Source organism: Streptomyces sp. PKA51, assembly GCF_057552455.1.
The window spans coordinates 67,238-93,676 of record NZ_BAAJPZ010000007.1 but is presented as its reverse complement, the minus strand read 5'-3'; the positions used below and the strand labels follow the sequence as shown (position 1 = coordinate 93,676).

Below are 26,439 nucleotides of genomic sequence, written 5' to 3'. Positions count from 1 at the left end.
CGGGGAGGCGCGTCGACTGCGGGCCGTCAGTGGCCGATCGCGCAGTTCCCCGCGCCCCTGACGGGGCACTGCACCAGCCCACGGCGCCCCGTAAGGGGCGCGGGGAACTGCGCGACAAGCCACCACGCGCCCGCAGACGGGCTGCCGTATCGCGCCCACGCGGCGGCAGCCGCAGATCGACACCGCCCCGCGCCCCTACGGGGCACCGCCCGCCGCGGGCGTCAGCGCACGAACGTGCCCGCCTGGCCCGCCAGGTCCAGGAAGTACTGCGGCGCCACGCCGAGCAGCAGCGTCACCACCACCCCGATCGCGATGGCCGAGGACGTCAGGACGCTCGGCACCGCCACCGTCGGTCCCTCCGACCGCGGTTCGCTGAAGAACATCAGCACGATGACCCTGATGTAGAAGAACGCCGCGATCGCCGACGACAGCACGCCGACGATGACCAGCGGCACCGCCCCGCCCTGGGCCGCCGCCTTGAACACCGCGAACTTCCCCGCGAAGCCGCTCGTCAGCGGGATGCCGGCGAAGGCGAGCAGGAAGACTGCGAAGACCGCCGCGACGAGCGGCGAACGGCGCCCGAGGCCGGCCCACTTGGACAGGTGCGTGGCCTCCCCGCCCGCGTCCCGTACGAGCGTGACGACCGCGAACGCGCCGAGCGTGACGAAGGAATAGGCGGCCAGGTAGAAGAGCACCGAGGAGACGCCGTCCGCCGTGGTGGCGATGGCGCCGGCGAGGATGAAGCCGGCGTGGGCGATGGAGGAGTAGGCCAGGAGTCGCTTGACGTCCGTCTGGGTGACGGCCACGATCGCGCCGACGAGCATCGTGACGATGGCGACGCCCCACATCACGGGCCGCCAGTCCCACCGCAGGCCCGGCAGGACGACGTACAGCACGCGCAGCAGCGCTCCGAAGGCGGCGACCTTGGTGGCGGCGGCCATGAAGCCGGTGACGGGCGTCGGTGCGCCCTGGTAGACGTCCGGCGTCCACATGTGGAACGGCACGGCGCCGACCTTGAACAGCAGCCCCATCAGCACCATCGCACCGCCGATGAGCAGCATCGCGTCGTTGCCGGTGGAGGAGGCGAGCGCCGGGTCGACGCTCTGGACGGTTCCGCTGACGACGTCGGCGATGCCGGAGTAGGTGACGGTGCCGGCGTAGCCGTAGAGCAGGGCGATGCCGAAGAGCAGGAAGGCCGAGGAGAAGGCGCCGAGCAGGAAGTACTTGATGGCGGCTTCCTGCGACAGCAGCCGCTGGCGGCGGGCGAGGGCGCACAGCACGTACAGCGGGAGCGAGAAGACCTCGAGGGCGACGAACAGGGTCAGCAGGTCGTTCGCCGCGGGGAAGACGAGCATGCCGCCGACGGCGAAGAGCAGGACGGGGAAGACCTCGGTGGTGGTCAGGCCGGCGGCCACGGCCTCGCGCTCGGCGGCGCCGCCGGGGACGGCGGCGGCCTGGGGGACGAAGGAGTCGACGGGCCGGCCGTGGGCGGCGGGGTCGAGGCGGCGTTCGGCGAAGGTGAGCACGGCGACGAGGGCGACGAGCAGGATCGTGCCCTGCAGGAAGAGGGCGGGGCCGTCGACGGCGAGGGCGCCCATGGCGGCGGTGGCGGCCTTGTCGGTGCCGTGGCCGCCGGCGGCGAGGGCGATGACGGCGGCGAAGGCCGCGGCCAGGGCGACCACGGCGAGCCCGGCCTGGGCGTGGTGGCGGGCGCGGCGCGGCACGAACGCCTCCAGCAGGACGCCGACGAGGGCGGCGCCGAGCACGATGAGGGTGGGCGAGAGCTGCGCGTACTCGATGTGCGGCGCGGGGATCTTCCGCGGCGGCTCGGCCGCCGCGACTGTCCACAGGCTGTGGACAGCTTCCAGGGATGCTGCGTGGCTCACTTCGCGGCCTCCACATCGTTCGCACTGCTGGTATTCACGCTGCCGGTATTCACGCGGACGGCGGGTGCCGGGTCGCTCTTGTGCACCTGCGAGAGCGTGTGGTCGACGGCGGGGTCGAGGATCCGGGTCAGGGGCTTGGGGTAGACCCCGAGGAAGAGCAGCAGCGCGATCAGCGGGGCGACCACGGCCAGTTCGCGCGCCCGCAGGTCGGGCATCTTCCGTACGGGCTCGGCCACGGGCCCGGTCATGGTGCGCTGGTAGAGCACGAGGACGTACAGCGCGGCGAGCACGATGCCCACGCTGGCGACGATTCCGACGGCCGGGTAGCGGCTGAAGGTGCCGACCAGGACGAGGAATTCGGAGACGAACGGCGCGAGCCCGGGCAGCGACAGGGTGGCCAGGCCGCCCACGAGGAAGGTGCCGGCGAGGAGGGGGGCGACCTTCTGGACGCCGCCGTAGTCGGCGATGAGGCGCGAGCCGCGGCGGGAGATGAGGAAGCCGGCGACGAGCATCAACGCGGCCGTGGACAGGCCGTGGTTGACCATGTAGAGGGTCGCGCCGCTCTGGCCCTGGCTGGTCATCGCGAAGACGCCGAGGATGATGAAGCCGAAGTGGGAGATCGACGCGTAGGCGATCAGGCGCTTGATGTCGCGCTGCCCGACGGCGAGCAGGGCCCCGTAGAGAATGCTGATCAGCGACAGGACGAGGACGACCGGTGTCGCCCACTTGGACGCCTCGGGGAAGAGCTGGAGGCAGAAGCGCAGCATCGCGAAGGTGCCGACCTTGTCGACGACCGCGGTGATCAGCACGGCGACGGGGGCGGTGGCCTCGCTCATGGCGTTGGGCAGCCAGGTGTGCAGGGGCCACAGCGGCGCCTTGACGGCGAAGGCGAAGAAGAAGCCGAGGAACAGGGCGCGTTCGGTGGTGGTGGCGAGCTCCAGCCGGCCGTCGGCGCGGGCCTGGACGATCTCCGTCAGGGAGAAGGTGCCGGTGCCGAGCTGGTGGGCGGTGACGGCGTAGAGGCCGATGACGGCGGCCAGCATGATCAGGCCGCCGACGAGGTTGTAGAGCAGGAACTTCACGGCCGCGTACGAGCGTTGGGCGGCGCTCTCGTCCTCGGTGCGCTCGCCGGCGCGGTCGCCGAAGCCGCCGATGAGGAAGTACATCGGCACGAGCATGGCTTCGAAGAAGATGTAGAAGAGGAAGACGTCGGTGGCCTCGAAGGCGATGACCACCATGGCCTCGACCATGAGGATCAGGGCGAAGAAGCCCTGGGTGGGCCGCCAGCGCGTCGACGTCGTCTCCAGAGGGTCGGCGTCGTGCCAGCCGGCGAGGATCACGAACGGCACCAGGACCGCGGTCAGGGCGATGAGCACCACCGAGATGCCGTCGACGCCCAGCTCGTAGCGGACCCCGAAGTCCTTGATCCAGGCGTGGGACTCGGTGAGCTGGAAGGGGCCCTTGGCCCCGGGGTCGAAGCGCACGAGCGCCACCGCCGCCAGCACCAGCGTGGCCAGCGAGGCGCCGAGTGCGAGCCATTTGGCGGCCGTGCGCCGTGCGGCCGGCACGGCGGCGGTGGCCACCGCGCCGAGCGCGGGCACCACGGCGGTGGCCGTGAGCAGGGGAAATGACATCTCTAGACCGCCCTCATCAGCAGGGTCGCGGCGATGAGCACCGCCGCACCGCCGAACATCGAGACCGCGTACGACCGCGCGAAGCCGTTCTGCAGCCTGCGCATCCGGCCGGACAGCCCGCCGACGGCGGCGGCGGTGCCGTTGACGACGCCGTCGACGAGGCTGTGGTCGACGTAGACCAGGCTGCGGGTGAGGTGCTGCCCGCCGCGGACGAGCACGACGTGGTTGAAGTCGTCCTGGAGCAGGTCGCGGCGGGCGATGCGCACCGGCAGGCTGCCGCGCGGTGCGGTGACGGGCACCGGGCCGCGTCCGTACTGGGCCCAGGCCAGTGCGACGCCGATGAACAGCACCACCAGGGTGGCGGCGGTGACCTGCACGGCGGTGACCGGCGAGTGGCCCTCCTCGTGGCCGGTGACGGGCTGGAGCCACTTCAGGAAGGCGTCGTTGATGCTGAACAGCCCGCCCGCGAGCACCGAGCCGACCGCCAGCACGATCATCGGGATCGTCATGACCTTGGGCGATTCGTGGGGGCGCGGCATCTCGCCCGCCCCGCGCGTCTCGGCGGCCGGCTCGGCGCCGGGCTCCTCGGGCGAGGGGGCCGGGCGCCAGCGCTTCTCGCCGAAGAAGGTCAGGATCATCACGCGCGTCATGTAGTACGCGGTGATGGCCGCGCCCAGCAGGGCGGCGCCGCCGAGGATCCAGCCCTCGGTGCCGCCGCGGGCGAAGGCCGCTTCGATGATCTTGTCCTTGGAGAAGAAGCCCGACAGGCCCGGGAAGCCGATGATGGCGAGGTAGCCGAGGCCGAAGGTGACGAAGGTGACGGGCATGTACGACCGCAGGCCGCCGTAGCGGCGCATGTCGACCTCGTCGTTCATGGCGTGCATCACCGAGCCGGCGCCGAGGAAGAGCCCGGCCTTGAAGAAGCCGTGGGTGACCAGGTGCATGATGGCGAACGGGTAGCCGACCGGGCCGAGCCCGGCCGCGAGGATCATGTAGCCGATCTGCGACATCGTCGAGCCGGCGAGGGCCTTCTTGATGTCGTCCTTCGCGCACCCGACGATCGCACCGAAGAGCAGCGTGACCGCGCCGACCGTCACCACGGCCGTCTGCGCGTCGGGGGCGGCGTCGAAGATCGCGCCGGAGCGGGTGATCAGGTAGACGCCGGCGGTCACCATGGTGGCCGCGTGGATGAGGGCGGAGACCGGGGTCGGGCCCTCCATGGCGTCGCCGAGCCAGCTCTGCAGCGGCACCTGGGCCGACTTGCCGCAGGCGGCCAGCAGCAGCACCAGCCCGATGGCGGTGAGTTTGCCCTCACCCGCCTTGTCGGCGTTCTCCAGCACCGGGCCGAAGGCGAAGGTGCCGAAGGTGGTGAACATCAGCATGACGGCGATCGACAGCCCGACGTCGCCGACGCGGTTGACCAGGAAGGCCTTCTTGGCGGCGGTGGCCGCGCTCGGCTTGTGCTGCCAGAAGCCGATCAGCAGGTAGGAGGCGAGGCCGACGCCCTCCCACCCGACGTACAGCAGGAGGTAGTTGTCCGCGAGGACCAGCAGCAGCATCGCGGCGAGGAAGAGATTGAGGTAGCCGAAGAAGCGCCGCCGCCGCTCGTCGTGGGCCATGTAGCCGACCGAGTACAGATGGATCAGCGAACCGACGCCGGTGATCAGCAGGACGAAGGTCATGGACAGCTGGTCGAGCTGGAAGCCGACGTCGGCGCGGAAGCCGCCGACGGGCACCCAGCTGAAGACCGTCGCGCCCAGCTCGCGGTCGTCGCCGGCGCGGCCCAGCATGCCGGCGAAGAGCACCACGCCGATGACGAACGACAGGGCGGCGACCAGCGTGCCGATCCAGTGTCCGGCGCGGTCCAGCCGGCGCCCGCCGCACAGCAGCACGGCGGCGCCCAGCAGGGGCACCAGGACGAGCAGGCCGATGAGATTCTCCACCGTCAGTGTCCCCTTACAGCTTCAGCAGACTGGCGTCGTCGACCGAGGCGGAGTGGCGGGAGCGGAAGATCATCACGATGATCGCGAGGCCCACCACGACTTCGGCGGCGGCCACGACCATCGTGAAGAAGGCGATGATCTGGCCGTCGAGGTTGCCGTGCATCCGGGAGAAGGTGACGAACGCCAGGTTGCAGGCGTTGAGCATCAGCTCGACGCACATGAAGACGACGATCGCGTTCCGCCGGATGAGCACACCGGCGGCACCGATGCTGAACAAGAGGGCCGCCAGATAGAGGTAGTTGACGGGATTCACTGGGCACCCTCCTGTGCGCGCCCCTTGCGCCGCTCCAGCCACTCGGCCGAGCGCTGTTCCACCGCGGCGAGGTCGGCGAGCGCCTCCTGGGAGACGTCCCGGATCTGGCCGCGCGCCCGCAGGGTGGCGTTGACCGACAGGTCGGACGGGCTGCCGTCGGGCAGCAGGGCCGGGACGTCGACGGCGTTGTGCCGGGCGTAGACGCCCGGCGCGGGCAGCGGCGGCAGGTGTTTGCCCTGCCGCACCCGCTGCTCGGCGAGCTCCCGCTGGGTGGCGGCCCGCTGCGTGCGCTCGCGGTGGGTGAGCACCATCGCGCCGACGGCGGCCGTGATCAGCAGGGCCCCGGTGATCTCGAAGGCGAAGACGTACTTGGTGAACAACAGGGCGGCCAGCCCTTGGACGTTGCCCCCGGTGTTGGCCCGGCCCAGGCCGTCGAAGTCGCGCAGGGAGGCGTTGGCGATGCCGGCCATCAGCAGGATGCCGAAGCCCAGCACGCACAGCCCGGCCAGCAGGCGCTGGCCGCGGATGGTCTCCTTGAGCGAGTCGGCGGCGGTGACGCCCACCAGCATCACGACGAACAGGAACAGCATCATGATCGCGCCGGTGTAGACGACGATCTGCACGACGCCCAGGAAGTAGGCGCCGTTGGCGAGGTAGAAGACCGCCAGGACGATCATGGTGCCGGCCAGCGAGAGGGCGCTGTGCACGGCCTTCTTCATCAGCACCGTGCCCAGCGCGCCGGCCACGGCGACCACGCCCAGCAGCCAGAACTGGACCTCCTCGCCGGTGGAGGTCACCGAGGCGGAAGCGGCGAGGCTCATGCCTCCACCCCCTCGGAGGACGGCTTCTCGCCCTTGGAGACAGCCACTTGGCGCTCCGTGCCCGGCGCGGCCTCGGTCACCAGGCCGCGGTAGTAGTCCTCCTCGGTCATGCCGGGGAAGATCGCGTGCGGCGTGTCGACCATGCCCTCCTCCAGCCCGGCCAGCAGCTGCTCCTTGGTGTAGATCAGCGACTCGCGGCTGGCGTCGGCCAGTTCGTACTCGTTGGTCATCGTCAGGGCCCGGGTCGGGCACGCCTCGATGCACAGGCCGCACAGGATGCAGCGCAGGTAGTTGATCTGGTAGACGCGGCCGTAGCGCTCGCCCGGCGAGTAGCGCTCCTCGTCGGTGTTGTCCGCACCCTCGACGTAGATGGCGTCCGCCGGGCAGGCCCAGGCGCACAGCTCGCAGCCGATGCACTTCTCCAGGCCGTCGGGGTGGCGGTTGAGCTGATGGCGGCCGTGGAAGCGCGGCGCGGTGGGCTTCTTGTACTCCGGGTACTGCTCGGTCAGCCGCTTCTTGAACATGGCCTTGAAGGTCACGCCGAAGCCGGCCACCGGATTGAGACGCTCGGGCCGGGGATTCTCCCGGGACGGCTTGTCAGTCACCGCGGGCCTCCTTTTCGTCACGCACAGTGTCCGCCCCGCCACTGACAATGAGCTCGCCCTGCCCGCGCGGCCGGCGCCGGGGCACGGGCGGCAGGCTCTGGCCGGGCATCGGCGGCACGGGGAAGCCGCCGGCCATGGGGTCGAACGCCGGCGGCGGGCCCGCGGCCCCCTCGGCGGCCCCCTCGCCGTCCTTGCCCCTGCGCGCGCCGTGGAAGAGGTCGACGAGCACCGACAGCAGCAGGATCGCCAGCACGGCCCCGCCGACGTAGAGCACGATGTCCTGGAAGTCGTAGTTCTCGTTGCGCAGCGCCCGTACGGTCGCGACCAGCATCAGCCAGGTCACCGAGACGGGGATGAGCACCTTCCAGCCCAGCTTCATCAGCTGGTCGTAGCGCACGCGCGGCAGCGTGCCGCGCAGCCAGATGAAGAAGAACAGCAGCAGCTGCACCTTGATCACGAACCACAGCAGCGGCCACCAGCCGTGGTTGGCGCCCTCCCAGAAGGCGGAGACCGGGTACGGCGCGCGCCAGCCGCCCAGGAAGAGCGTGGTGGCCACCGCCGAGACCGTCACCATGTTCACGTACTCGGCGAGCATGAACATCGCGAACTTGATGGAGGAGTACTCGGTGTTGAAGCCGCCGACCAGGTCGCCCTCGGACTCCGGCATGTCGAACGGGGCCCGGTTGGTCTCCCCCACCATCGTCGCGATGTAGACGAGGAAGGACACCGGCAGCAGCAGCACGTACCAGCGGTCGTGCTGCGCCTCGACGATCGCCGAGGTCGACATCGAGCCGGAGTAGAGGAAGACGGAGGCGAAGGCGGCGCCCATCGCGATCTCGTACGAGATCATCTGGGCGCACGAGCGCAGGCCGCCCAGCAGCGGGTACGTCGAGCCGGACGACCAACCGGCCAGCACGATGCCGTAGATGCCCACCGAGGCCACCGCGAGGATGTAGAGCACGGCGATCGGCAGGTCGGTCAGCTGCATCGCGGTGCGGTGGCCGAAGACCGAGACCTCGCCCCCGGACGGGCCGAAGGGGATCACCGCGATCGCCATGAACGCCGGGATCGCGGCGACGACCGGGGCCAGGACGTAGACGACCTTGTCGGCGCGGCGGACGACCACGTCCTCCTTGAGCATCAGCTTGATGCCGTCGGCCAGCGACTGCAGCAGCCCCCAGGGGCCGTGCCGGTTGGGGCCGATGCGCAGCTGCATCCAGGCGACGACCTTGCGCTCCCAGACGATGGAGAACAGCACGGTCAGCATCAGGAACGCGAAGCAGAAGACCGCCTTGAGGACGATCAGCCACCACGGGTCGGTGCCGAACACCGACAGGTCCTCGGCGGCCAGGGGGACCGCGGACGTCTGTGGGGTCACGGCCGTACCTCCCGTCCCTCGTCGTCGCCGGCCTCGGGGACGTACGCCCCGATGCGCACCACCTCGCCCGGCACCGCGCCCGTCGCGGAGGCGACGGAGGTGCCGGCGGAGTTCAGCGGGAGCCACACCACGCGGTCCGGCATGGGCGTGACCTCCACCGGCAGCCGCAGCGTGCCGGCCGGGCCGGTGACGGCCAGCTGCGCGCCGTCGCGCACGCCCGCCTCGGCGGCCGTGGCGGCCGACAGGCGGGCCACGGCCGGCTTGCGGGTGGCGGCCAGCGCGTCGTCCCCGTCCTGCAGCCGGCCACGGTCCAGCAGCAGCCGGTGCCCGGCCAGGACCGCCTCGCCGGGCCCGGGCCGGGCCGGCGGCCGGGCGGGCTCGGCCGGGCCGGCCGGCCGCTCGCCGTCCCACGGGCCCAGCCGCGTCAGTTCCGCGCGCGCCTCGTCCAGGCCCGGCAGGCCGAGCGGGACGTCCATGGCGTCGGCCAGCATGTGCAGCACCCGGTGGTCGGGCAGTAGATGCCGGCCCGTGAGCTGGTCGGGTTTGAGCGCCACCTCGAACGGCCGGGCGCGGCCCTCCCAGTTCAGGAACGTCCCCGCCTTCTCGGCGACCGCGGCCACCGGCAGCACCACGTCCGCCCGGTCCGACACCTCGCTGGGCCGCATCTCCAGGCTGACCAGGAAACCCACCGCCTCCAGCGCCTCCCGGGCCCCGGCCGGATCCGGCAGGTCCACGACCTCGACACCGCCCACCAGCAGGGCGCCCAGCTCGCCGCGGGCCGCGGCCTGCAGGATCTGCCCGGTGTCGCGGCCGGGGCTGCGCGGCAGCTCCGGCACGCCCCACACGGCCGCCGTCTCCTCGCGCGCCCGCGGATCGGTGGCCGGCCGGCCGCCGGGCAGCAGCCCGGGCAGCGCGCCCGCCTCCAGCGCGCCCCGCTCGCCGGCCCGGCGCGGCAGCCACACCAGGCGGGCGCCCGTCGCCGCGGCCAGCTCCACGGCCGCCGTCAGCCCGCCCGCGACGCCCGCGAGCCGCTCGCCCACGGCGAGCACCGCGCCCGGTGCGCGCAGCGCGTCCGCCGCGGCCTGCCCGGCCGCGTCCAGGCCCGAACCGGCGGCCAGGGCCCGCAGCCATTCCGGTTCGGTGCCGGGGGCCGCCGGCAGCAGCGTGCCGCCGGCCTTGGTCAGTCCTCGTGTCGCGTGCGTGGCCAGCGAGAACAGCCGCTGGCCGGAGCCGCGCCAGGCCTTGCGCAGCCGCAGGAAGACGCCCGGCGCCTCCTCCTCGGCCTCCAGGCCCACCAGCAGCACGGCGGGGGCCTGTTCCAGCGCCGCGTACGTCACGCCGCCGCCGTCCAGGTCGCGGCCGCGGCCGGCGACGTGGGCGGCCAGGAAGTCGGCCTCCTCACCGCTGTGCACCCGGGCCCGGAAGTCCACGTCGTGCGTCTGCAGCGCCACCCGGGCGAACTTGGCGTACGCGTACGCGTCCTCGACCGTCGGCCGGCCGCCCGTGAGGACCCCGGCGCGGCCACGCGCCGCGGCCAGCCCGCGGGCGGCCGCCTCCAGCGCCTCCGGCCAGCTCGCCGGCTCCAGCACGCCGCTCTCGCCGCGTACCAGCGGCGTGGTGAAGCGCTCCGGCCGCTGGGCGTAGCGGAACGCGAAGCGCCCCTTGTCGCACACCCACTCCTCGTTGACCTCGGGGTCCTCGGCGGCGAGCCGGCGCATCACCTTGCCGCGCCGGTGGTCGGTGCGCAGGGCGCAGCCGCCCGCGCAGTGCTCGCACACCGACGGCGAGGAGACCAGGTCGAAGGGGCGGGCGCGGAAGCGGTACGCCGCCGACGTCAGCGCGCCCACCGGGCAGATCTGGATGGTGTTGCCGGAGAAGTACGACTGGAAGGGGTCGCCCTCGCCGGTGCCGACCTGCTCCAGGGCGCCCCGCTCCAGCAGCTCGATCATCGGGTCGCCGGCGATCTGCTGGGAGAAGCGGGTGCAGCGCGCGCACAGCACGCAGCGCTCGCGGTCGAGCAGGATCTGCGGCGAGATCGGCAGCGGCTTGGCGTACGTGCGCTTCCTGCCCTCGAAGCGGGAGTCGGCGCGGCCGGTGCTCATGGCCTGGTTCTGCAGGGGGCACTCGCCGCCCTTGTCGCAGACCGGGCAGTCCAGCGGGTGGTTGATCAGCAGCAGTTCCATCACGCCGCGCTGCGCCTTCTCGGCGGCGGGCGAGGTGAGCTGGGTGTGGACGACCATGCCGTCGGTGCAGGTGATGGTGCACGAGGCCATGGGCTTGCGCTGGCCCTCGACCTCGACCATGCACTGCCGGCAGGCGCCGACCGGGTCCAGCAGCGGGTGGTCGCAGAACCGCGGGATCTCGATGCCCAGCATCTCCGCGGCGCGGATGACCAGCGTGCCCTTGGGCACGGAGAGCTCGATGCCGTCGATGGTGACGGACACCAGGTCCTCTGGTGGCACGGCCGCGGGCCCGGACCCGGAGGGGGCGGGCGTGGTGACTGTCATGCGTTCACCCCCAGGTGAGCGTGCTGGTTGCCGACGCCCTCGTCGGCCCAGACCGTGGACTTGGCCGGGTCGAAGGGGCAGCCGCGCCCCTTGATGTGCTGCTCGTACTCGCCGCGGAAGTACTTGAGCGAGGAGAAGATGGGGCTCGCCGCGCCGTCGCCGAGGGCGCAGAAGGACTTGCCGTTGATGTTGTCGGCGATGTCGGCGAGCTTGTCCAGGTCGCTCATGCGGCCCTTGCCGGCCTCGATGTCGCGCAGCAACTGCACCAGCCAGTAGGTGCCTTCGCGGCAGGGCGTGCACTTGCCGCACGACTCGTGCGCGTAGAACTCCGTCCAGCGGGTGACCGCCCGCACCACGCACGTGGTCTCGTCGAAGCACTGCAGCGCCTTGGTGCCCAGCATCGAGCCGGCGGCGCCGACCCCCTCGTAGTCCAGCGGCACATCGAGGTGCTCGTCGGTGAGGATCGGCGTCGAGGAGCCGCCCGGCGTCCAGAACTTCAGCCGGTGGCCGGCGCGCATGCCACCGCTCATGCCGAGCAGCTGGCGCAGGGTGATGCCCAGCGGCGCCTCGTACTGCCCCGGGCGCGTGACGTGGCCGCTGAGCGAGTACAGCGTGAAGCCGGGGGACTTCTCGCTGCCCATCGAGCGGAACCACTCCTTGCCCCGGGCCAGGATCGCGGGCACCGAGGCGATGGACTCGACGTTGTTGACCACCGTGGGGCAGGCGTACAGACCGGCGACGGCCGGGAAGGGCGGGCGCAGCCGGGGCTGGCCGCGGCGGCCTTCGAGGGAGTCGAGCAGGGCCGTCTCCTCGCCGCAGATGTAGGCGCCCGCGCCCGCGTGCACGGTGATGTCGAGGTCGAGCCCGCTGCCGAGGGCGTCCTTGCCCAGGCGGCCGGCCGCGTACGCCTCGCGGACGGCCTCGTGCAGCCGCCGCAGCACGGGCACGGCCTCGCCGCGCAGGTAGATGAAGGCGCGGCTGGAGCGGATCGCGTAGCAGGCGATCAGCATGCCCTCGATGAGCGCGTGCGGGTTGGCGTAGAGCAGCGGGATGTCCTTGCAGGTGCCCGGCTCGGACTCGTCGGCGTTGACGACGAGGTAGTGCGGCTTGCCGTCGCCCTGCGGGATGAACTGCCACTTCATCCCGGTGGGGAAGCCTGCGCCGCCGCGCCCGCGCAGGCCGGAGTCCTTGACGTAGCCGATGACCTCGTCGGGCGTCATCTCCAGGGCCTTGCGCAGCCCCTCGTAGCCGTCGTGCCGCAGGTAGGTCTCCAGCGTCCACGAGCGCGGTTCGTCCCAGAAGGCGCTGAGCACGGGCGCGAGCAGCTTCTCGGGGCTGGTCTCGAAGATCTCGGGTGCCACGGTCATCCCTCCCCCTCCTCGGTGACCGGGCCATGGGGGTGGTCCGGGTCCGACGCGGATGTGGGCTGCGGTGCGTCATGGGAGCTGGGGTGCTCCGGGGGGCGCTCGCCCTGCGGCGGCTCGCCGCGCGGCGGCCCGACGCGGGCCGGGGCCGCGCTCTCGCCCCTGGCCAGCCGCAGCCCGGCCAGCGTGGCGTGCCCGGCGCTGCCGCCCGCCTCGACGGCGCCGGGCCGCCGGTCGGGGAAGCCGGCGAGGATGCGGGCGGTCTGGCGGTACGTGCACAGGGGCGCGCCGCGGGTGGGTTCGACGGGCCGGCCGGCGCGCAGGTCGTCGACGAGGCGCACGGCGCTCTCGGGCGTCTGGTCGTCGAAGAACTCCCAGTTGACCATCACCACGGGCGCGTAGTCGCAGGCGGCGTTGCACTCGATGTGTTCGAGGGTGACCTTGCCGTCCTCGGTGGTGCCGCCGTTCCCGACGCCCAGGTGGCGCTGGAGGGTCTCGAAGATGGCGTCGCCGCCGAGCACCGCGCACAGGGTGTTGGTGCACACGCCGACCTGGTAGTCGCCGCCCTGCTTGCGGCGGTACATGGTGTAGAAGGTCGACACCGCGGTCACCTCGGCCGTGGTCAGCTCCAGCTGCTCGGCGCAGAAGCGGATGCCGGTGCGGGTGACGTACCCCTCCTCGGCCTGCACCAGGTGCAGCAGCGGCAGCAGGGCACTGCGGGCATCGGGGTAGCGGGCGATGATGTCCGCGGCATCCGCCTCCAGCCGCTCCCTGACCTCCTGGGGGTAGTCGGGCGCGGGAAGCCGGGGCATCCCCAGCTGGACCTCGCTCACCTTTCCTCCTTCGCTTCTCCGCCCGCGCGGCGAAGAGGTGCGGACATCGCGGTCGTCTGCGGCCCGGTGGCCGCGCGTGCGACGCTCAACGGTCAACGCCTCCCATCACGGGGTCGATGGACGCGACGGCCACGATCACGTCGGCGACCATGCCGCCCTCGCACATCGCCGCCACGGCCTGGAGGTTGGTGAAGGACGGGTCGCGGAAGTGGACCCGGTACGGGCGGGTGCCGCCGTCGCTGACGATGTGCACGCCGAGCTCGCCCTTGGGGGACTCCACGGCCGTGTACGCCTGTCCCGGGGGCACCCGGAAGCCCTCCGTCACCAGCTTGAAGTGGTGGATCAGGGCCTCCATCGAGGTGCCCATGATCTTCTTGATGTGGTCGAGGGAGTTGCCGAGCCCGTCCGGGCCGAGGGCCAGCTGCGCGGGCCAGGCGATCTTCTTGTCGGCGACCATGACCGGGCCCGGGGCGAGCCGGTCCAGGCACTGGTCGACGATGCGCAGCGACTGGCGCATCTCCTCGATGCGGATGAGGAAGCGGCCGTAGGCGTCGGCGGTGTCGGCCGTGGCGACGTCGAAGTCGTAGGTCTCGTAGCCGCAGTAGGGCTGGGCCTTGCGCAGGTCGTGGGGCAGGCCGGTGGAGCGCAGGATGGGGCCGGTGACGCCGAGCGCCATGCAGCCGGCGAGGTCGAGGTGGCCGATGTCCTGCATGCGGCCCTTGAAGATGGGGTTGCCGGTGGCGAGCTTGTCGTACTCCGGCAGGTTCTTGCGCATCTTCTTCACGAATTCGCGCACCACGTCCACCGCGCCCGGGGGGAGGTCCTGGGCCAGGCCGCCGGGGCGGATGTAGGCGTGGTTCATCCGCAGGCCGGTGATCAGCTCGAAGATGTCGAGGATCATCTCCCGGTCGCGGAAGCCGTAGATCATGATCGTGGTGGCGCCGAGCTCCATGCCGCCGGTGGCGATGGCCACCAGGTGCGAGGAGATTCGGTTCAGCTCCATGAGCATGACGCGGATGACGGAGGCGCGGTCGGGCACCTGCTCCTCGATGCCCAGCAGCTTCTCCACGCCCAGGCAGTACGCCGCCTCGTTGAAGAACGGCGTCAGGTAGTCCATGCGCGTGACGAAGGTGGTGCCCTGCGTCCAGGTGCGGAATTCGAGGTTCTTCTCGATGCCGGTGTGCAGGTAGCCGATGCCGCAGCGGGCCTCGGTCACCGTCTCGCCGTCGATCTCCAGGATGAGCCGGAGCACGCCGTGGGTGGAGGGGTGCTGGGGGCCCATGTTGACGACGATGCGCTCGTCGTCGGCCTGCCGCGCGGCAGCGGCGACCTCCTCCCAGTCGCCGCCGGTGACGGTGTAGACGGCGCCCTCGGTGGTCTCGCGGGGGCTGGTTGGTGTCGACATCAGCTGTACGACCTCCGCTGGTCCGGAGCCGGGATCTGGGCGCCCTTGTACTCGACGGGAATGCCGCCGAGGGGGTAGTCCTTGCGCTGCGGGAAGCCCTGCCAGTCGTCGGGCATCATGATCCGGGTGAGCGCCGGGTGGCCGTCGAAGACCAGGCCGAAGAAGTCGTAGGTCTCGCGCTCGTGCCAGTCGTTGGTCGGGTAGACCTCCACGAGCGAGGGCACGTGCGGATCGGCGTCCGGGGCGCCGACCTCCAGCCTGATCACGCGATTGTGGGTGATCGAGCGCAGGTGGTAGACCGCGTGCAGCTCGCGCCCCTTGTCGCCGGGCAGGTGCACCCCGCTGACCCCGGTGCACAGCTCGAAGCGCAGGGCCGGGTCGTCGCGCAGGGTGCGGGCCACGACGGGCAGGTGCTCGCGGGCGATGTGGAAGGTGAGCTCCCCGCGGTCGACGACCGTCTTCTCGATCGCGTTCTCGGGAACGAGCCCCTGCTCCTCCAGCGCCCCCTCCAGCTCGTCGGCGACCTCGTCGAACCACCCGCCGTACGGGCGCGTGGCCGCCCCCGGCAGCCGTACGGTCCGCACCAGCCGGCCGTAGCCGGTGGTGTCGCCGCCGTCGTTCGCGCCGAACATCCCCGTGCGCACGCCGATGACCTCGCCACCGGCGAGCCGCTGGCCCGGCAGGTTCTGCGCGTCGAGGTCCTTGTCGGGGTTGACGCCGTTGGCGCTGACCGGGGGCTCCTGGGGGCCGGGGCCCTTGCCGTTCGCCTCGCTCATTGCAGCAGCCCCTTCATGTCGAGCAGCGGCAGCTCCTTGAGCGCCCTCTCCTCCGCCTCGCGCTCCGCCTTCTCCCGGTGCGGGCCGAGCTTCTCGCCCTGGATCTTCTGATGGAGCTTGAGAATCGCGTCCATGAGCATCTCGGGCCGGGGCGGACAACCGGGCAGGTAGATGTCGACCGGCACGATGTGGTCGACGCCCTGCACGATGGCGTAGTTGTTGAACATGCCGCCGGTGGACGCGCAGACACCCATGGAGATCACCCACTTGGGGTTGGGCATCTGGTCGTAGACCTGGCGCAGCACCGGCGCCATCTTCTGGCTCACCCGCCCCGCCACGATCATCAGATCGGCCTGCCGGGGGGAGCCGCGGAAGACCTCCATCCCGAAGCGGGCCAGGTCGTAGCGCCCCGCGCCGGTGGTCATCATCTCGATGGCACAGCAGGCCAGGCCGAACGTCGCGGGGAAGACGGACGCCTTGCGCACCCACCCCGCGGCCTGTTCGACGGTGGTCAGCAGAAAGCCGCTGGGCAGCTTCTCCTCGAGTCCCATGCGTCCTGCCCCCTAATCCCATTCCAGGCCGCCGCGCCGCCACACGTACGCGTAGGCGACGAAGACGGTCAGCACGAAGAGGAGCATCTCCACGAGCCCGAACATCCCCAGCGCGTCGAAGGTGACCGCCCAGGGGTAGAGGAAGACGACCTCGATGTCGAAGACGATGAAGAGCATCGCCGTCAGGTAGTACTTGATCGGGAAGCGACCGCCACCGGCCGGGTGCGGCGTGGGTTCGATGCCGCACTCGTACGCCTCGAGCTTCGCGCGGTTGTACCGCTTGGGCCCGATGATCGATGCCATGACCACGGAGAAGATCGCGAAGCCCGCGGCGAGGGCTCCCAGTACGAGGATGGGCGCGTAGGCGTTCACCGCTCCTCGCTCCTTCCAGTCTGTCGACGCTGACTGCTGGCTGACCGGACCCGGTGGCGGAGGCCCCTGGCGGAGATCGCCAGCATGTGAGGCAGTTCACAAGCCCGGGTCGCTTGCATCCTATGCCCGTCGCTCTGTGATCTGCGACACGGCGTACGCGCCCATGTTTGTGATCTCCACCACCCGGCGAACGATCATCAAGTCGGATGATCAGCGATCTTCATACGCAAAGCGGTTGAGCGATCACCAGAGGTGACATTCCGCGGCTGCGTCGCTGGTCGGAGCGGGGTTGCATTATCAAGTGCGACCGGCTCCCGGCAAATTGGCGAGATCATTCGTCAACTGATATATGGCGGTAACCCGCCGGGGCGACGCCGGTCAGCACGCACGGTGGGGGTGGCGCGACGGTGGGCCGGGGGTGACGGACGGGACGGATGGTCCGGCAAGCGCACCCGTTCACGAGCCGACCGGGTCGAGCCGGGCGGACCGGACGGACCCGCCCGGCACATCAGGCCGACGAATCGCTCCGTTTTGTGCGCTTGAGGCGCTTCGCTGGTTTCGGGTGAGTCGCCAGGGTCGTCAGTCCCGAGCCGAGCCGGGCGATGCGTGAGTTGCGCCACGCGCCGGGAGGTTCGAGGGCCGGATTTCCTGGGTAGCCTCGACGTGCGCACTGCAAAAGTGATAAGACGTCCGGCGGATGATCAACGATGGCGCAAATGCCATGCTGAGGCGGCTGTTCGCCCCTCCCCGCCGAGTCCGCGCCGTGACCCTCCCGTGATCCGAAACCCGGAAATCTCGGCGCGTCCACGCCAATTGTGGCGCACGTCACTTATGTTGAACTCGACCAGCGCGGGCTGGTAGTCCGTTGTCCCATGTCCCCCAACGCGCACATAACCAGCCACCGGAAGCCCCGTCGCCCCGCGACCCAGTCCTGGGTCGTGCGCACGGGTGTGGCCGGTGGCGTCCTTGGCACCCTGGCCGTGGCCGGGACCGCGTCCGCCGCCTCGAACACGGCCGAGAAGCCGGCCGAGCAGACGGTCGAGATCCCCGCCCTCAACGCCGCCCTCTCCGGCTCCATCGCGCAGAGCGCCGACGCCACGCAGCAGGCAGCCGTCGAGTACCAGGTCCGTGCGCAGGTGGACGAGGCCGTCGAGGCCGCCAAGGTCGGCGCCAAGAAGGCCAAGGAAGAGGCCGAGCGCAAGGCCGAGGCCGAGCGCAAGGTCGCCGAGGCCGAGGCCCGCAAGGCCCAGGAGCGCGCCTCCCGCGGCGGCGACCGCACCGACATCAGCGGCAAGTCGACCTCCGCCTCCGACGAGTCGACCTCCACCGCCACCGGCAGCACCGCCACCCTCCTGAGCTTCCTGCGCGCCCAGCTCGGCAAGGCGTACGTCATGGGCTCCACCGGCCCCTCCTCGTACGACTGCTCCGGCCTGGTCATGGCCGCCTACAACCAGATCGGCGTCAGCCTGCCGCGCGTCTCCCAGGACCAGTCCACCACCGGCACCCAGGTCTCCCTGAGCAACCTCCAGGCCGGCGACATCCTCTACTGGGGCCCCGCGGGCAGCGCCTACCACGTCGCCGTCTACATCGGTGGCGGCAAGTTCATCGGCGCCCAGAACCCCAGCACCGGCATCGTCGAGCGCGACCTCAGCTACTCCCAGCCGACCGGCGCCGTCCGCGTCCTCTGACGCGCCGCCGGTCCCCGGCTCCACGGCACGCAAGGGCCGCCGTTCCCCCCGCTCGGAACGGCGGCCTTTCGGCATGCCCGGGTGCCCACCCCCGTTACCCACGGGCACCCGGCCCCCCTGTGCCGGTACGGCGAGTCTGCGCGCCGGTGCGGTACGTGGCAAACCCCTTCGGGTGGGATCGAAACCGCGGGGTGGGGGGTGGTCAGTCCACTGTTCCGCTGCCCACGGCGGCAAGGGTGCGGAAGGCGCGGACGGGAGTGAGCAGACCCCGGGAACGCTCGGGGTACCAGGCACTCACCAGTCCCGCGAACAGTCCGGTACCGGCCTGGAACGCGGGGGCCCCGGCCAGCCCGTTGACGAACTCGCCCTGAGCACGCAGCCAGCCGCCCGTTCTCCCGCCGACCTCCAGCCCGCACGAGTACGGTCCCCACTCCTCCCCGGGTCCGATGCCGTAGGCGCAGACGACCAGCCGGGTCCCCGGCGCAGGGATCCACCCCATGTCGAGCCCCGGGGCCGGGGTGTGGGTCACCACCGGCGAGATCAAACGGACCACGGCCAGGTTCGGGTAGGGCCACATCTTCTTCGGATCCTCATGCTCCGGAGGATGCCGCTCGACCAACAGGCCGCGGACACGCTTGTCCATCCAACCGACGCCGACCTCGTCCGCCGCGCCGAACGAACGCACCACCGCAGCGGTGGTCACCACGGTTCTGGGGTCGAGGAGCAGTCCGTTACCCAAAGGCCGGCCGTCCCCCGTCAGCTGCACGGTCAACGCCTCGGCGAGCGCCTCGCCCCGAGCCCACGAGTCCGCTGCCGGCAGCACGGAGTCGGACGGCGCCGGGACCTTCAAGCGTCGTTCCGCCTCCGCCAGCTGCCCCTCCAGCCACTCGCAGCGCTCCTCCGCCTTGCGGTGCAGCTCCCTGGCCTCCGCCAGTTCCTCCCGCAGCTGCCGGATCTCCTCCCGCAGGCGCGCGGCCTCCGCGTCGACAGGGCCGGACCCGAGCTGCAGCTGCAGCTGCAGGTCCCGGATGCGGTGCTCGCGGTCCCGGAGCGTGTCCTCCAGCCACCGCTCGCGCTGCGCGGCGCGCAGCGCCTCCTGGTCAGCCGCGGCCAGCCGCTGCTGCAGCAGCTGCACCCGGTGGACGGGGCTCTTGCCCGCCGCCAGCGCAGCGTTGTGCAGCCCTCGCAGCATTTCCATCGTTTCCGGCGTCGGCACGGTGCCGCGTTTCTCCGCCACGTCGTGCAGCAGATTGAGCACGAACTCCCACCGCGGCAGCCGCTGCCCGCTCAGGAAGCGCGAAACGGTGGACGAGTCGTAGCTCCGGCGCGCGGCATACCGCCGCGTGGACACGTCCAGCCCGGCGAACAAGTCGCGCAGCGCCTGCGCCAGGGCCCGGACCTCCGGGCCGAGCTCGTCGTCGAATGCCTGTAACTCGCCCATCGCTCCCCCGCTGCCGCCGAGTTGGCAGCACTGCTGCACCTGCCGCAGCAGTCCGCCGGCCACCGATCCTCAGTCGTACACCATCGACACCACCGATCGGAGCAGCATGCGCAACGCGGAACGCGGACCGTACGACCTGATCGTCTTCCTCGCCGTCCTGACGGCGGGCGTCACGCTCGTCTGCGTGGGCGTCCCGCCGCAGTCCCTCGCGGCGATCGCCATCGCCCTCTCCGGCCTGTACGCGACGTGGCGCGGCGGCGGCCGCACGCGCTGATCACGTAGCGCGCAGCTCGAACCACACGCGCTTGCCGACGACATCCATCCCGTCCCACACGAGGCTCACGCCGGAGGCGTGCGACAGCTCCCGTACGAGGGCCAGGCCCCTCCCCCGCTCGTCGTCCGGCCGCGCCGGCCCCCGCCGGTACGGCCGCCTGACCGGGTCCCCGTCGCGAACGGCGATGGTGGCCCGGTCGCTGCCGTGCACGGTCACCTCGACGGCGACGGTCGGTACGCGGGCATGCTGCACGACGTTCGTGACGGCGTCGGACACGCACACGCACGCGTCGTCGATCAGTGCGGAGTGGCCCGTGGCCTGCAGCGTTCCGCTGACGAACTGGCGCGCGAGGCGCGGGGTGGTGGGGCTGGCCGGTGCGGCCAATTCGTAGAAGTTTTCGGGCAGTACGGATTCCATGGGGCGACTCCCAACGGTCAGCCGGTGACTCCCGCGCGCCCCCAGTCGTCCGTGGCCCGGCCCCCGCGGTACGCCCAACGGGCGCGCGGGAGGCTGCACTTCGGGTCTTCCCGACCTGATGCGCGGCGTTGGCAGGACGCTAGGGGTCAACTGTGCCCCGGGGCAAGCTTGTCGCTTGTCTGCAACCCGAACGATGGACCCGTGGCAGGGTTGGCGCAACACTGTGCGCAGACAGGGAAGAGGGGCCATGCCACCAAGGGAGAACCCGACCGCCCGGCAGGTGCGCCTGGGCACGGAACTGCGCAAGATGCGCGAACGCGCAGGCAGAACGGCCCGCGAGGCAGCCGGACTGATCTCCGTCGACCAGGCGAAGATCAGCCACATCGAAGCCGGCCGCGTCGGCGTCAGCGAGGAGCGCGTCCGCAGGCTCGCAACGTTCTACTCCTGCAGCGACACGGCCCTGATCGACGCCCTGTGCGCCATGACCCACGAACGCCGCGGCCAGCACTGGTGGGAGGAGTACCGCGGGGTACTGGCACCGGGATTCCTGGACATCGCGGAACTGGAGCACCATGCGGTTGCTTTGCGCAACCTGCAGACCGTGACGATTCCCGGCCTATTGCAGACGGAGGCATACGCTCGCGCATTGTTCAGTAGCGTGATTCCGAAGCCCCCACATGACGAGGTCGAGGCTCGGGTCGCGCACCGGATGGCCCGGCAGCAGCTCTTGGAACGGGACGACGCACCCGAGCTCGATGCCATCATCCACGAGGCAGCACTGCGAATGAAGTTCGGAGGGAACGCAACAGCGCATGCGCAGCTGCAATCGCTGCTGGACGCCTTCGATCGCCCGAACGTGCACATCCGCATCATCCCGTTCGCCAGCGAGCAGTTCATCGAGGCGGCAACACAGCCGGTTCTCTACGCAATCGCGCGCGTAACCCAGCTGGATACCGTCCAGATCGACAGCGCCCTTGGCGGGCGGTTCCTGGACGCCGATGCCGACCTCGAACGATATCGAGCACTGTTCTCCGCGGCTGAGAGTGCAACTCTCCCCTCGGAGGAGTCACGTAACTTCGTCAGCCGACTACTCCTAGACGCCTGAGAGCCCTCAAGTGACCCGTAACGTTGGATGGCAAAAGTCCAGTTTCTCTGGGGGGAACGGCGAAAACTGCGTAGAAGTCGCCTTCTCCCACTCAGTGATTCTCATACGAGAAAGCGACCAACCCGAGGTGGTCCTCCTCCCCAGCAGAGCGGCGCTCGGCGCCCTGCTGGGCGCGGTCAAGCACGGGGCACTGCGATGACCCCCACGTCGCGGTGGCAGAAGTCGTCGTTCTCGGGCGGAGGTCCAGACAACAGCTGCGTCGAGGTGAGCCGCCTGGGCACGGCGATAGCGATAGGTGAGGGCGACACCCCTGGGCTGGTCGTGCTCGCGAGCAGAGCGGCGCTCGGCGCCCTGCTGGGCGCGGTCAAGCAGGGCGAGCTGCGATGACCGCAACCGTGCGGGGTGGCACCTCCGTCCCCACCCTTGCCTCACCTATCGATTCTCGATAGATTTCCATCGCAATTCGATGGAAGGGTGGCCATGGGAAAGCTGACAGTGGGCGCGCTGCGCGCCGTGCTCGGGGTGATGCTCGCCGGCACCGGATTCGTACAGGCCGGGATGGTGTGGGCGCTGGTCAGCGGGAGCGACCCGGAGGACGGGTCGCTCCCGCTGACCCCGCTGCGCTTGCTCACGATCCTCGGCATGGTGGCGGTCCAGGTCGCCGTGGTCTGCGTATGGCGGCTGGTGTCGATGGTGCGACGCGGAACCGTGTTCTCCCACGCCGCCTTCCGGTACGTGGACATCGTGATCGGCTCGATCGTCGCCGCTGCCCTGGTGTGGTTCGCGGTCACGGCCGTCAATGCGCCCGGCCAGCGGGACGACCCGGGCGTCACCGTCATCATGGCCGGGGTCGGCGTGGCCATCCTGGGCGTCGCGCTCATCGTGCTCGTGCTGCGGATGCTGCTCGCCCAGGCCGTCGCCCGCGACGTCGAAGCGGCGCAGATGCAGGCCGAGTTGGACGGGGTGATCTGATGCCGATCGCCGTCGACATCGACGTGATGCTGGCCAGACGGAAGATGTCCGTGGGCGAACTCGCGGACCGCGTAGGGATCACGCCCGCCAACCTGGCAGTACTGAAGAACGGCCGCGCCAAGGCGGTGCGCTTCGCGACGCTCGCCGCGCTCTGCGAGGCGCTCGAATGCCAGCCGGGCGACCTGCTTCGGTGGGAGGCGGAGGACACCGCGGGCGAATGAAGACGAGCGCACTGCTCCGTGCCTCTGGTGGCGGAGTGTGCGCTGCGCCGCTGCGCGGCTTGGGGGGCGAAGGGCCGGGCTGCGCCCTGGGGGGTCCACCCGCTGCGCGGCCGGAAGCGCGCACCCGGCACGGGCCCGGTGCCCGGCACCGGTCTGAGCGATGAAGCGCGCTACGCCGCTGCGCGGCTCAAGGCCGACCCCCGCAAGGGGCAAGGCCCCCCGGATCGCAGTGAAACCCGCCGCTGCGCGGCTCAAGGGCGGGCCCCGCAAGCGAAGGGCACCGCGCATCGCAGTGAAACCCGCCGCTGCGCGGCTTGGCGGCATTACCCCGCACCGCAGGGGCACCCTCCGCGAGGATTCCCGCCGCCAAGACGGCACCCAACCCCGGTGCCGGCATCCTGCCCGCGCAGCGAAGCGGAGCAACCAGCCCACAAGGAAGGGAAACGCAGCGAACACGGGGCTCGCCCTCAAGCCGCGCAGCGGCGGACCCCACTGCGCCAGGAAAACGATTCGGCGCACCCGCACGATGCCGGGCTCCCCCTTCCAGCCGCGCAGCGGGTGGACCCCCCAGGGCGCAGCCCGGCCCTCCGCCCCCCAAGCCGCGCAGCGGCGCAGCGCACACTCCGTCACCAGGCCCACCCACCCGCACCCACACCCACACCCACACCGCCGGTAGGGCCAAGCGGGCTTCGCCGCGCGGGCGCTCCATGTGCGGGTGCGTCGTGGCTTGTCGCGCAGTTCCCCGCGCCCCTGACGGGGGCGCTGCATGATCCGCCGGGCAGGCTGACAGGCCCTAGGGCGCATCCGGCCGTGGCGGCCACCGGGGGCCTGCGGTCGTGGCACGGCACTCCGTCTGCGGGCGCGTCGCGGCTCGTCGCGCCCACGCGGCGGCAGCCGCGGATCGGCAACGCCCCGCGCCCCTTCGGGGCGCCGTGGCGCGCCCGCGACGAGAATCCGCCGGGCACGCCCTATCCCCCGGCGTTCACCCACTCCCCCGTCATGGCCAGCACCCGCGCTCCGTCCACATCCGCAAGCTTGCCGCTCGCGAACTCGCGGGCCCACTCCGACGTCTGCATGCGCAGGGGCGGCTCCGCCGCCGTGAGGGCCTGGACCACCGTGGTTGCGGCCTCGGCCGGGGTCTGGGCGGTGGCGAAGATGTCGTCGAGCCGCGCCAGATACGCCGCCAGGGCGGGCCGGTAGGGGCCTGCGGCCTGGGACAGGCGTTCCACGTCCAGGCCGATGTTGTTCACGAACTCGCTGCTCACCGGCCCCGGTTCCACCACCGTGACCCGTACCCCGAACGGCGCCACCACCGGTGCCAGCGCTTCCATGAAGCCTTCGACCGCGAACTTCGCCGCGCAGTACGCCTCGTTGAAGGGCTGGCCGATGATCCCGCCCACGCTGCCGACGGTGATCAGGCGGCCGCCTGCGGCGCGCAGGTGCACCAGGGCGGCCCGGGTGGTCTGGACGACGCCGAAGAAGTTGACCTCCATCACGGCCCGTACGTCCTCGACGGAGTCCCGTTCGATGGTGCCCAGGTGGCCGGCGCCGGCGTTGTTGACCAGTGCGTCCAGGTGTCCGTGGTCGGTGACGACGCCCTCGATGCACGCGGTCACGGATGCCGCGTCGGTGACGTCGAGCCGGCGTACCTCCACCTGCCCGTCCACGCCCGCCGTGGTGGCGGCCTCGCGGAGGGCGCCGCCGCGCGAGAGGTCCCGCATGGTGGCGACGACGTGCCAGCCCGCCTGTGCCGCGGCCACGGCGGCGGCCAGGCCGATGCCCGACGACGTGCCCGTGATCAGGACGGTCTTCTCGCCGGTCATGCGCGACTCGCTCTCCCTCGTCCTGCCTGCCCTGCGTCAGTGTCGGCGCCTGCTCGGCCCCCGGGCCCACGGCACGCCGGGGGACGGGCCGACAGGCCCCTATCGGCCCCCGCCACAAGCCCGGTCCCCGCCATAAATCGCTGGCTCGTCGGCCCCCGCCTCGGTGATCATGGGCGTATGTCTGCTCTTCCCGCCGATCCGACGGTGCTGCACCCGATGCCCGAGCAGCCCCGCGTCGTGCTGCTGAAGCCTTTGGTGACGTCGCCGTTGATCGAGGTCGGGGAGTACTCCTACTACGACGACCCGGACGACGCGACCGCGTTCGAGACCCGCAACGTGCTGTACCACTACGGGCCGGAGAAGCTGGTCATCGGGAAGTTCTGTGCGCTGGGCACGGGCGTGCGGTTCCTCATGAACGGCGCCAATCACCGCATGGACGGCCCGTCGACCTTCCCGTTCCCCACCATGGGCGGCTCGTGGGCCGAGCACTTCGACCTGCTCACCGGTCTGCCGAACCGCGGGGACACGGTCGTCGGCAACGACGTCTGGTTCGGGCACGGTGCGACGGTCATGCCCGGTGTGCGGATCGGGCACGGCGCGATCATCGCCTCGGGTGCCGTGGTCACCTCCGGCGTACCCGACTACGGGATCGTCGGCGGCAATCCGGCCCGCCTCATCCGTACCCGGTACAGCGAGCAGGACGTCGCCCGCCTGCTGGCCGTGGCCTGGTGGGACTGGCCGGCGGAGCACATCACCGAGCACGTCCGCACCCTCATGTCCGGCAGCGTCGACGACCTCGAAGCAGCCGCCCCGCAGGCCCCCCGGCACTGAAAGAACGCCCTCCGCCCTCCTCAGTCCTCCGCCCTCCTCAGTACTGAAGCGAGTGATCCGACTTTGCCCGCACACATCGCCATGGTGGGCGTTCCCCTCCTCAGCCACGTCCTGCCGAGCCTGGAGGTCGTCCGTGAGCTGGTGGCCCGCGGCCACCGGGTGACGTACGCCAACGATCCGGCGGCCTCCGCGGTCGCCGAGCTGATCGCCGGCACCGGGGCCGAGCTGGTGCCCTGCACGTCCACGCTGCCGGTCGCCGACAACAACTGGCCGCAGGACGCCATTGCCGCGATGAGCCTCTTCCTGGACGACGCCGTCCAGGCGCTGCCGCAGCTGCGTGCCGTCTACGACGACGACCCGGCCGACCTGTACCTGTACGACATCGGCGCGTACGTCGGCCGGGCGCTGGCCGAGTCGCAGGGCCGGCCCTGCCTGCAGCTGTCCCCGACGTTCGTGGGCTGGCGCGACTACCACCGGGACGTCATGACGCACGTGCGGAAGCTGCCGGGCGCCGACGCGTACTGGGAGAGATTCGCGCAGTGGCTCGCCGATTCGGGGGCCACCACCACCGACGTGGACACCTTCTCGGGCGTCCCGGCGCGCGCCCTGGCACTGATCCCCCGGGCGATGCAGCCGCACGCCGAGCAGGTGGACACCGATGTGGTGACGTTCGTCGGCCCCTGTTCCGCCGCCCGCGCGGACGAGGGCGGCTGGATGCGCCCGGCGGGTGCGGCGAAGGTGCTGCTGATCTCCATGGGCTCGGCGAACACGCGCCAGGCGGAGTTCTACCGGCAGTGTCTCGCGGCCTTCGGCGACCTGCCCGGCTGGCACGTCGTGCTGCAGATCGGCAAGTACACCGACCCGGAGGAGCTCGGCGCGATCCCGGCCAACGTCGAGGTGCACCCCTGGGTGCCCCAGCCGGCGGTCCTGCGCGAGGCCGACGCCTTCGTCACCCATGCGGGCATGGGCGGTTGCGGTGACGGGCTGCTGGCCGGCGTGCCCATGCTCGTGGCCCCGCAGAACATGGAGCAGTCCATGAACGCGGACCGGCTCGTCGACCTGGGCGTGGCCCGCCGCATCGACACCGCGGACATCACCCCGGAGGACCTGCGGACGGCCCTGCTCGACCTCACCGCCGACGCGCAGGTCGCCCGCCGCGCGGCGCGGTTGCGCAGCGAGGTGCGGGCGGAGGGCGGCGCGGCGCGGGCCGCCGATCTGATCGAGGGCATGCTGGGCTGAGCCGGGACGTCATCCGTTGGGGTGGACGCCCGTCCCTGCG

General features: G+C 71.3%; 26 protein-coding genes. 9 read left to right on the top strand and 17 right to left on the bottom strand.

Annotated features, from left to right (window positions below; translation table 11 throughout):
• Positions 1-221: 221 nt before the first annotated feature.
• From nuoN to AC27L3_RS13430, 14 genes are all read right to left on the bottom strand, one after another.
• Entirely contained in the window at positions 222-1,886 is a 1,665-nt protein-coding gene (gene nuoN, locus AC27L3_RS13495; protein WP_487234273.1) for an NADH-quinone oxidoreductase subunit NuoN, read from the bottom strand.
• Positions 1,883-3,520 carry an NADH-quinone oxidoreductase subunit M gene (locus tag AC27L3_RS13490; protein WP_487234272.1) on the bottom strand — a complete coding sequence of 546 codons (1,638 nt, stop codon included), beginning with the start codon at positions 3,518-3,520 and terminating at the stop codon, positions 1,883-1,885. Before AC27L3_RS13490 ends, nuoN begins: the two co-directional genes overlap by 4 nt.
• A 2-nt stretch (positions 3,521-3,522) precedes the next feature.
• Complete coding sequence (nuoL, locus tag AC27L3_RS13485; protein ID WP_487234271.1) at positions 3,523-5,463, bottom strand: NADH-quinone oxidoreductase subunit L; 1,941 nt, start codon at positions 5,461-5,463, stop codon at positions 3,523-3,525.
• 13 nt (positions 5,464-5,476) lie between these two features.
• Complete coding sequence (gene nuoK / locus AC27L3_RS13480; RefSeq protein WP_344435289.1) at positions 5,477-5,776, bottom strand: NADH-quinone oxidoreductase subunit NuoK; 300 nt, start codon at positions 5,774-5,776, stop codon at positions 5,477-5,479.
• Positions 5,773-6,597 carry an NADH-quinone oxidoreductase subunit J gene (locus tag AC27L3_RS13475; RefSeq protein WP_487234270.1) on the bottom strand — a complete coding sequence of 275 codons (825 nt, stop codon included), beginning with the start codon at positions 6,595-6,597 and terminating at the stop codon, positions 5,773-5,775. Before AC27L3_RS13475 ends, nuoK begins: the two co-directional genes overlap by 4 nt.
• Positions 6,594-7,202: an NADH-quinone oxidoreductase subunit NuoI gene (gene nuoI, locus AC27L3_RS13470; RefSeq protein ID WP_365968785.1), complete on the bottom strand. Its 609-nt coding sequence runs from the start codon at positions 7,200-7,202 to the stop codon at positions 6,594-6,596. Before nuoI ends, AC27L3_RS13475 begins: the two co-directional genes overlap by 4 nt.
• Positions 7,195-8,580, bottom strand: coding sequence for an NADH-quinone oxidoreductase subunit NuoH (gene nuoH / locus AC27L3_RS13465; RefSeq protein ID WP_487234269.1), 1,386 nt, complete (start codon positions 8,578-8,580; stop codon positions 7,195-7,197). The genes nuoI and nuoH overlap by 8 nt, the downstream gene beginning before the upstream one ends.
• A complete protein-coding gene (locus AC27L3_RS13460) occupies positions 8,577-11,087 on the bottom strand; it encodes an NADH-quinone oxidoreductase subunit G (RefSeq protein WP_487234268.1) in 2,511 nt (836 codons plus the stop codon). The genes nuoH and AC27L3_RS13460 overlap by 4 nt, the downstream gene beginning before the upstream one ends.
• Positions 11,084-12,454, bottom strand: coding sequence for an NADH-quinone oxidoreductase subunit NuoF (gene nuoF / locus AC27L3_RS13455; RefSeq protein ID WP_487234267.1), 1,371 nt, complete (start codon positions 12,452-12,454; stop codon positions 11,084-11,086). The genes AC27L3_RS13460 and nuoF overlap by 4 nt, the downstream gene beginning before the upstream one ends.
• Positions 12,451-13,263, bottom strand: coding sequence for an NADH-quinone oxidoreductase subunit NuoE (nuoE, locus tag AC27L3_RS13450; protein ID WP_487234397.1), 813 nt, complete (start codon positions 13,261-13,263; stop codon positions 12,451-12,453). The genes nuoF and nuoE overlap by 4 nt, the downstream gene beginning before the upstream one ends.
• A 106-nt stretch (positions 13,264-13,369) precedes the next feature.
• Positions 13,370-14,689: an NADH-quinone oxidoreductase subunit D gene (locus AC27L3_RS13445; protein ID WP_487234266.1), complete on the bottom strand. Its 1,320-nt coding sequence runs from the start codon at positions 14,687-14,689 to the stop codon at positions 13,370-13,372.
• A complete protein-coding gene (locus tag AC27L3_RS13440; RefSeq protein ID WP_487234265.1) occupies positions 14,689-15,465 on the bottom strand; it encodes an NADH-quinone oxidoreductase subunit C in 777 nt (258 codons plus the stop codon). The genes AC27L3_RS13445 and AC27L3_RS13440 overlap by 1 nt, the downstream gene beginning before the upstream one ends.
• Positions 15,462-16,016 (bottom strand): NuoB/complex I 20 kDa subunit family protein, encoded by a 555-nt coding sequence (locus AC27L3_RS13435; protein WP_365968791.1) that lies wholly within the window; start codon positions 16,014-16,016, stop codon positions 15,462-15,464. Before AC27L3_RS13435 ends, AC27L3_RS13440 begins: the two co-directional genes overlap by 4 nt.
• A 12-nt stretch (positions 16,017-16,028) precedes the next feature.
• Positions 16,029-16,388 (bottom strand): NADH-quinone oxidoreductase subunit A, encoded by a 360-nt coding sequence (locus AC27L3_RS13430; RefSeq protein ID WP_487234264.1) that lies wholly within the window; start codon positions 16,386-16,388, stop codon positions 16,029-16,031.
• 872 nt (positions 16,389-17,260) lie between these two features.
• On the opposite strand from AC27L3_RS13430, the gene AC27L3_RS13425 reads away from it, so the two are divergent.
• On the top strand, positions 17,261-18,076 hold the full coding sequence (locus AC27L3_RS13425; RefSeq protein WP_487234263.1) for a C40 family peptidase: 816 nt from the start codon (positions 17,261-17,263) through the stop codon (positions 18,074-18,076).
• A 202-nt stretch (positions 18,077-18,278) separates the two neighbouring features.
• Here the strand turns inward: AC27L3_RS13425 and AC27L3_RS13420 are convergent, their stop codons facing one another.
• Positions 18,279-19,580, bottom strand: a complete 1,302-nt coding sequence (locus AC27L3_RS13420; protein WP_487234262.1) for a hypothetical protein — start codon at positions 19,578-19,580, stop codon at positions 18,279-18,281.
• Between the two features lie 43 nt (positions 19,581-19,623).
• On the opposite strand from AC27L3_RS13420, the gene AC27L3_RS13415 reads away from it, so the two are divergent.
• Positions 19,624-19,791 (top strand): hypothetical protein, encoded by a 168-nt coding sequence (locus AC27L3_RS13415; RefSeq protein WP_487234261.1) that lies wholly within the window; start codon positions 19,624-19,626, stop codon positions 19,789-19,791.
• Here the strand turns inward: AC27L3_RS13415 and AC27L3_RS13410 are convergent, their stop codons facing one another.
• Positions 19,792-20,208, bottom strand: a complete 417-nt coding sequence (locus tag AC27L3_RS13410) for an ATP-binding protein (RefSeq protein ID WP_487234260.1) — start codon at positions 20,206-20,208, stop codon at positions 19,792-19,794.
• Between the two features lie 247 nt (positions 20,209-20,455).
• Here AC27L3_RS13410 and AC27L3_RS13405 point away from each other — a divergent pair, with 247 nt between their 5' ends.
• The 5 genes from AC27L3_RS13405 (at position 20,456) to AC27L3_RS13385 (ending at position 22,506) form a co-directional block, all read left to right on the top strand.
• A complete protein-coding gene (locus AC27L3_RS13405) occupies positions 20,456-21,313 on the top strand; it encodes a helix-turn-helix domain-containing protein (protein WP_487234259.1) in 858 nt (285 codons plus the stop codon).
• Between the two features lie 10 nt (positions 21,314-21,323).
• Entirely contained in the window at positions 21,324-21,512 is a 189-nt protein-coding gene (locus AC27L3_RS13400) for a DUF397 domain-containing protein (protein ID WP_487234258.1), read from the top strand.
• Positions 21,509-21,700: a DUF397 domain-containing protein gene (locus tag AC27L3_RS13395; protein WP_487234257.1), complete on the top strand. Its 192-nt coding sequence runs from the start codon at positions 21,509-21,511 to the stop codon at positions 21,698-21,700. Before AC27L3_RS13400 ends, AC27L3_RS13395 begins: the two co-directional genes overlap by 4 nt.
• Before the next feature lie 93 nt (positions 21,701-21,793).
• A complete protein-coding gene (locus tag AC27L3_RS13390; protein ID WP_487234256.1) occupies positions 21,794-22,285 on the top strand; it encodes a DUF2975 domain-containing protein in 492 nt (163 codons plus the stop codon).
• Complete coding sequence (locus AC27L3_RS13385) at positions 22,285-22,506, top strand: helix-turn-helix domain-containing protein (protein WP_388021735.1); 222 nt, start codon at positions 22,285-22,287, stop codon at positions 22,504-22,506. The genes AC27L3_RS13390 and AC27L3_RS13385 overlap by 1 nt, the downstream gene beginning before the upstream one ends.
• Before the next feature lie 968 nt (positions 22,507-23,474).
• Here AC27L3_RS13385 and AC27L3_RS13380 read toward each other — a convergent pair.
• Positions 23,475-24,329 (bottom strand): SDR family oxidoreductase, encoded by an 855-nt coding sequence (locus tag AC27L3_RS13380; RefSeq protein ID WP_487234255.1) that lies wholly within the window; start codon positions 24,327-24,329, stop codon positions 23,475-23,477.
• Positions 24,330-24,506: 177 nt separating this feature from the next.
• Here AC27L3_RS13380 and AC27L3_RS13375 point away from each other — a divergent pair, with 177 nt between their 5' ends.
• Positions 24,507-25,160, top strand: a complete 654-nt coding sequence (locus AC27L3_RS13375; RefSeq protein ID WP_487234254.1) for a CatB-related O-acetyltransferase — start codon at positions 24,507-24,509, stop codon at positions 25,158-25,160.
• 81 nt (positions 25,161-25,241) lie between these two features.
• On the top strand, positions 25,242-26,399 hold the full coding sequence (locus AC27L3_RS13370; RefSeq protein ID WP_487234396.1) for a macrolide family glycosyltransferase: 1,158 nt from the start codon (positions 25,242-25,244) through the stop codon (positions 26,397-26,399).
• Positions 26,400-26,439 lie beyond the last annotated feature (40 nt).